8 protein-coding genes are annotated in these 5,908 nt (G+C 43.7%); 5 read left to right on the plus strand and 3 right to left on the minus strand.

Annotation, left to right across the window (positions count from 1 at the left end; genetic code table 11):
* Positions 1-826: 826 nt before the first annotated feature.
* Positions 827-1,177: a hypothetical protein gene (locus BM283_RS16970; RefSeq protein ID WP_090695244.1), complete on the minus strand. Its 351-nt coding sequence runs from the start codon at positions 1,175-1,177 to the stop codon at positions 827-829.
* Positions 1,178-1,352: 175 nt separating this feature from the next.
* Positions 1,353-1,679: a hypothetical protein gene (locus tag BM283_RS16975; RefSeq protein ID WP_254776425.1), complete on the minus strand. Its 327-nt coding sequence runs from the start codon at positions 1,677-1,679 to the stop codon at positions 1,353-1,355.
* 541 nt (positions 1,680-2,220) lie between these two features.
* On the opposite strand from BM283_RS16975, the gene BM283_RS19690 reads away from it, so the two are divergent.
* The 3 genes from BM283_RS19690 (at position 2,221) to BM283_RS19700 (ending at position 3,052) form a co-directional block, all read left to right on the plus strand.
* Positions 2,221-2,412 (plus strand): hypothetical protein, encoded by a 192-nt coding sequence (locus BM283_RS19690; protein ID WP_217646583.1) that lies wholly within the window; start codon positions 2,221-2,223, stop codon positions 2,410-2,412.
* Positions 2,388-2,597, plus strand: a complete 210-nt coding sequence (locus tag BM283_RS20735) for a transposase (protein WP_217646584.1) — start codon at positions 2,388-2,390, stop codon at positions 2,595-2,597. Before BM283_RS19690 ends, BM283_RS20735 begins: the two co-directional genes overlap by 25 nt.
* Before the next feature lie 203 nt (positions 2,598-2,800).
* Complete coding sequence (locus BM283_RS19700) at positions 2,801-3,052, plus strand: hypothetical protein (protein WP_217646585.1); 252 nt, start codon at positions 2,801-2,803, stop codon at positions 3,050-3,052.
* Positions 3,053-3,179: 127 nt separating this feature from the next.
* On the opposite strand, the gene BM283_RS16985 is transcribed toward BM283_RS19700, so the two are convergent.
* A complete protein-coding gene (locus BM283_RS16985) occupies positions 3,180-4,169 on the minus strand; it encodes an SMP-30/gluconolactonase/LRE family protein (protein WP_090695248.1) in 990 nt (329 codons plus the stop codon).
* A 711-nt stretch (positions 4,170-4,880) separates the two neighbouring features.
* Between BM283_RS16985 and BM283_RS19705 the strand changes: the two genes are divergently transcribed.
* Both BM283_RS19705 and BM283_RS19710 read left to right on the plus strand, forming a co-directional pair.
* Positions 4,881-5,150: a hypothetical protein gene (locus BM283_RS19705; RefSeq protein ID WP_217646586.1), complete on the plus strand. Its 270-nt coding sequence runs from the start codon at positions 4,881-4,883 to the stop codon at positions 5,148-5,150.
* A complete protein-coding gene (locus BM283_RS19710; RefSeq protein ID WP_217646587.1) occupies positions 5,147-5,437 on the plus strand; it encodes a hypothetical protein in 291 nt (96 codons plus the stop codon). Before BM283_RS19705 ends, BM283_RS19710 begins: the two co-directional genes overlap by 4 nt.
* The last annotated feature ends 471 nt before the right edge of the window (positions 5,438-5,908 follow it).

Here is a 5,908-nt window from a genome sequence, read left to right on the forward strand (position 1 = left end):
AATATTGATACCGCTATATTCGGTTTGAATTCGGCCAACTATCGACACATTTGTTCCAAATGCGGATTTAATGATACTAGAGGCAAGTAAGCCAGCTAATACGATGAAAATTATTTTATTTTTCATTACAAACATCTTTCTTTAATTATGATTTCTGACATGAGCTCGACTGACATAAACATCACAACACCACACGTGGAAAAGCTTGAGGAATCAGATGCTCACGGTTTTATTGAGGCTTCATACTTGAAATCTAAGGTTTAAAATAAGCCCTACAAAGGGTTAATTAAGCGAAATCTTCAATAAATATCGGAATTCACTAAAGAAATTATTGATTGACTGCTGTGGGCACTGATAAGCAAGATTAAATAAACAAAAAGACAAATCATAATGATTAGCATTTATATATTTTTATGATCTTCTATTGCAAGCAATATATGTGCCGCTATTTTTTGTACAGGGAAGAATTACTCCATAGCTGAGCAAGCGTTTTGCACGTTACTGACAGATCGTGCTGTACTTGAGCAAGGTAATCTGCGTAGCCGAGCATGCACACTATAGTTTCTTCAATAGGAGGCACATTGCCAGCATGAACACGCTTGCTATCGTATTAACTACTAACTGTGCCAACCGCTGATTGTCTTCGGCAAGGTGTAATTACTTCTGTCCGCTAGCACATCGTTAGAGGCGTTTGCTACCTGAGAATTAAGTTGTACCCATCTCGCCTTATAATCTTTGCTGGCAATTTCTTCGCTTAGTAACGCTGCGCTAATCTTGCCGCACGTGTACTGTCAATCTCAATTAACTGATTTCATGCAAATGATTGTTATTTGTTGTATAACATCATGAAGTGGCAAATATTTCCGATCTTTTTAACGTTCGGGAATATGTCAGGAATAGGCAACAAACCAGCCTGAAGTATTGCTATCTTTAGCGCGTGCTTGTACTTAACAAAAGTAGCTAGCTCTGGGTTGTGCTGCAATGCAGGACACGCAGCATCGAGTAAGTTAAGATCATTATTTCTCTCGATTAGAGAGGGAGTAGAAAAAGCTGTGCGACCGTAAGATTTGCTGCCGTTAATAACCTTTTTGGCTATAGCCGCAGATGTGCAGACCAAGGCAAAAATCAGCGTTCTAGCAGCCACTAAGTATGGTGACACAGCGAGTAACATATACATGGTAATTCCTTATCGCATATTATTGATCAACCGCGTAACCGGCAAGATGATGAGCCGGTTCTGATGCAGCAGAAATATAACAAGTCAGCGTAATTTAATGCTCGCGTTACTTTGCGCGATTATGGTTCGCTATAGCAACATTAAGGACTACATTAGCTTGGCTTGAAGTCTAAGTCTAGCTTGCGAAGTTTTTCGGGGGGCGGAATAAGGAATCCAGAATAAATTCTGGAGCGATAACGGAAATAAATGAAACTAAAGCTTCTTTAGTGGCGTAAGTAGGTATAATTAAGGGTGCATTAAAGAATAAGGGAATGAATTGCCCAGCTGCATGAAGACATAAATGAGTTGCCGCATCCAGCACCCCACCGTCGTCGCCCAGAGCAACATGCAAATCGATATGCTTTTGTGGGTCAGCGGAAAACAAAGCAGCACGGTAGTGATGATCTAATTCATGAGCAAAAACCTTATCATTAAAAGACCACCCAAATGTATTCGTGAGCATGCTCACGAAAAATATCAGGATGACAGAATTTATGAATAATTTTTTTCGCATATTTGTAATACATCACTACTAATACCCCTGTCATAACGTATTATGTTTTGGACAAGGTGAATCTGTGTTTCTCTTTAAAATCACCTTTTATCATACTAAAAAGTAATTCCAACACATTGATTTAGAATGTTAAAGGTGTTGATGCTTCTTGGCAGAAGGAGTGCAAGTATAATTCCATGTTAACTTTAATGTCAAATAAGAGTTAATGACGAAGCCTAAACTCGTATTGTATATTTTGGGGTACCAAGAAGCATAGAGTATTGTAAGTACCACACTAATCCTATTCAGAAATGAGGAGAATCCGACATGAAAGCATCATGCATAGCTTAACCAGTTAAAGATAATTAAAATATATAAGGAGCACCTCTAAATATTCAATTTGTAAAATCAGGCTGATCAGAGAACAACTCTTAGGGTCAGGCCTTACAATTGACATCACTACCCTAATATTTTAACCTTCAACAAGTTTAAATTCATATAACATGCACAGATGGCAAGACCTTTACGCATTGAATTTGCTGGAGCGCTGTATCATGTAACAGAACGCGGCAACGCACGGGAAGATATCTATCATGATGAGATTGATCATCAACAGTTTTTGCTGTTGCTACAGAACACGGTCAATCGCTATGACTGGTATTGTCATGCCTTTGTCTCATGGACAATCACTACCATTTATTAATTGAAACCAATTCTCCAACCTTGTCCAAAGGAATAAAGTATCTCAACGGTACGTATACGCAATATTTCAATCGGCAGCATCAGCGTGTTGGCCACGTGTTTCAAGGCCGTTTCAAGGCCGTTTCAAAGCCATCCTGGTGCAGAAAGATGCCTATCTGCTCGAATTGGCGCGTTACATTGCGTTGAATCCGGTGCGGGCACAGATGGTGCGAAGTGCCAGAGCGTAGCGCTGGAGCAGTTATCGTGCAACGGCTGGATATGAGAAAAATGATGCCTGTTTAACGACTGAGTGGATCCTCGCTGGATTTGACAAAACAAAGAGCGTCGAGCAGCAACGCTATCAAGATTTTGTTAAAGCCGGCAAAGAACAACCCTCCCCTTGGCAATGGTTGAAAAATCATATTTATTTGGGTGATGATGACTTTGTCAATGATATGCGGCGTAAACTCAACCCTGAACAGTCACTCAAAGATATCCCCAGAAAGCAAAAACAAGCCCCCATTAAACCATTGAGCTATTTTGCTGATCGCTATAAAAACCGTGATGAAGGCATGGCTCAGGCGTATTTAAGCGAACACTATACGCTCGCTCAAGTGGGTGAGTATTTTGGCGTGAGTTATGCTACCGTGAGTCGGCTGTGAAGCAGGCGGAGAAGAGAAAGCGGGAATGTTAAATGTAAGGTCTGACCCTGTGGTATTGTACTTTCTTGCTTTCTTCTGGATGCACTCGTCCGTCTGCAACGGCGGGTTGGGCGGTCGCTCACGGTGATCAGGCTGGCCTCAGTCTTAGTACCCCCGTCTCACCGGAGCACAGATTCCAGACGACGACGCCGGCGTTGTACGTCGCGATAAGAGCCATATCATCTTGCATGGCGAGTGCCGTGACGTACTGATGGTCGGACCATCCAATCGCGCGCTGCTGCCAGGATCCATTAACCAACTCAACGACGCCAAGAGTGCCGGTCAGCACAAAGATTCGTCCTTGCTCGACTGTCACAGAATTGAATGACGTCGACGGCAGCGACCAGTTCTTCTGGCGTGTTTTGTCGAGATTGTCCGTTTGGGAGACAAGCCGCCAGTTATTGCCCTCCAACACACGGAGTGTCCCTTGCCGGATCATCTTATGAGCCAGTCCCCAAGTCGCCCAGACACGGCCCTTGTCATCCAAAGCCAATCCAGTCGCGGGATTCGAATCCTTTTCGACGAGCGAGACCGTTCCAGTCGTGAGTTCAACCGACCAGAGCCCGCCGCCCCACTCACCTTGATCAACCGCAACGAAAACTTGCGCGTCGCAGATCAGAATCGATTTCAGAAGATTTGCTCTATCTTTAGCTCGCCAAAGCTCTTGGCTCATAAGCTTTTGACTCATCCTTACCGGTGACCACTTGTAGTCTGGCACCTTACAGGAGAAGGCAAGATTGTTGCTGATCAATACAACCTTCTCGCCGGCGGCCGCCAGCCGCCAGCGGGAAGGATCCGAGAGAACCTCCACGGGTAAAGGGATCTCGACTTCGGGTACGCTGCTATTGGCCACAACAAGCTTGGCCTGCTGGCCCTTCGTTCCGAAAACGAGAGCCGTTGCTGAGGCCTCTGCCACGTCTAGGACGGCGTCCAAGCCGGAGTGATCAAGGGGTGCGGCGCTTTTCTTATGGACGTCGATCGTAAACAGCTGATTGCCAGCCGCCACCCAGCCTCCCTGCCATCGCAACAGTCCCTGCAGGACCGGTTGGTCACGAATGTGTGAAAAAGTGTCAGTCATTGTATCTTGCAAAATGAACGAATTGCTCAACTAACAGTACGGTAATGAACATAAAAATACGTTGCAATTTCAAACATTGTGTAATATCCCATTTTGTATATCGCATTCCTTGCTTCTCTTCTATCAGTAATGCCGGCAACAATTTTGTCCATTGGGTTCTTGGGCGATTTCTTCAATCGCTTGGGAATATGAATGCTATTACTTTGTTGCAAACCAATATGGTTTTATCCCGCACCAATAAAAGCATTATCGCCTAAATAGGTTGGTTGCACTATGCACTGATTGACAGATTTTTACTGGATTCTTTGCTTCTAGCAATTTTTTCTGAATTTTCCGGGAAGCCCAATATTAGGCTCAATCAAGCACTTTCAAGCCGCGGCAGTACCATTGGGGTCAGGGCTTACATTTGACATCACCCCCTAATATTTTAACCTTCAATTTGCCGGGGAGCTGTATCATGTAGCAGCACGCGGCAACGCACGGGAAGACATCTATCATGATGAGATTGATCGTCAACAGTTTTTACTATTGCAACAGAACATGCCCAATCGTTATGACTGGTATTGCCATGCTTATTGTCTCATGGACAATCTACCATTTATTGATTGAAACCAATTCTCCCACCCTGTCCAAGGGAATGAAGTACCTCAACGGTACTTACACGCAATATTTCAATCGGCAGCATCAGCGTGTTGGCCACGTGTTTCAAGGTTGTTTCAAAGCCATCCTGTACAGAAAGATGTCTATCTGCTGGAATTGGCGCGTTATATTGCCTTGAACCCGGTGCGGGCACAGATGGTGCGAAGTGCCAAAGCGTGGCGCTGGAGCAGTTATCGTGCAACGGCTGGATATGAGAAAAAGGATGCCTGTTTAACGACCGGGTGGATCCTCGCTCGATTTGACAACACAAAGCGTGTCGCGCAGCAACACTATCGAGCTTTTGTTAAAGCCGGTAAAGAACACCCCCCTGGCAATGGTTGAAAAATCAGATTTATTTAGGTAATGATGACTTTGTCAATGATATGCAATGTAAACTCAACCCTGAACAATCACTCAAAGATATCTCCAGAAAGCAAACACAAGCCCCGATTAAACCATTGAACTATTTTGTTGATCGCTATAAGAGCCGTGATGAAGGCATGGTTCAGGCGTATTTAAGCGGACACTATACGCTTGCTCAAGTAGGTGAGTATTTTGGCATGAGTTATGCTACCGTCAGTCGGGCTGTGAAGCAGGCGGAAAAAAGAAAGCGGGAATATCAAATATAAAGTCTGACCCTGTGGTATTGCTGACAGAATCAAACTCTTCTTGATCAAGCTCCATTCCTCATCATTTATATCCTTTTTGGATAGCCCTCTTAGCTTATTATCAAAATCCTTGCTTCTAATAGAAATCGTTTGACGAGACAGTTTCTTAGGAAATAGCACGCAGCTTGTCGTATTAGATGCCATTTCTGATGTACTATATTGCGCCATTTTGGAGGTCTAATTCTGGTTAGGCTTACCTATCCATCTATTCTCGAAATCTCATATATTCGGAGTTACCTGATGCAAGAAAAGCTTTGGAACTATCTCAGATATGAAAAGAAAAGTGTGACCGGCTGGCTGTGATGTGGCTACACTAAACCGGACACACAATTTAAAATAATCTGAAAAGAGTGTGATCCTAATATGAAGCGAGAAAAAACCAAAACTTATACAGCCGAATTTAGAGCGTCAGCAGTTAAGCTGGCCAACGAA

It is taken from the genome of Nitrosomonas sp. Nm34, assembly GCF_900113925.1.
Lineage (GTDB): Bacteria > Pseudomonadota > Gammaproteobacteria > Burkholderiales > Nitrosomonadaceae > Nitrosomonas.

Excerpts from the sequence above, each read along its gene's own strand:
- BM283_RS16970 (WP_090695244.1), bottom strand. The coding sequence starts at position 1,177 with ATGTATATGTTACTCGCTGTGTCACCATACTTAGTGGCTGCTAGAACG.
- BM283_RS16975 (WP_254776425.1), bottom strand. The coding sequence starts at position 1,679 with ATGCTCACGAATACATTTGGGTGGTCTTTTAATGATAAGGTTTTTGCT.
- BM283_RS19690 (WP_217646583.1), top strand. The coding sequence starts at position 2,221 with ATGGCAAGACCTTTACGCATTGAATTTGCTGGAGCGCTGTATCATGTA.
- BM283_RS20735 (WP_217646584.1), top strand. The coding sequence starts at position 2,388 with ATGGACAATCACTACCATTTATTAATTGAAACCAATTCTCCAACCTTG.
- BM283_RS16985 (WP_090695248.1), bottom strand. The coding sequence starts at position 4,169 with ATGACTGACACTTTTTCACACATTCGTGACCAACCGGTCCTGCAGGGA.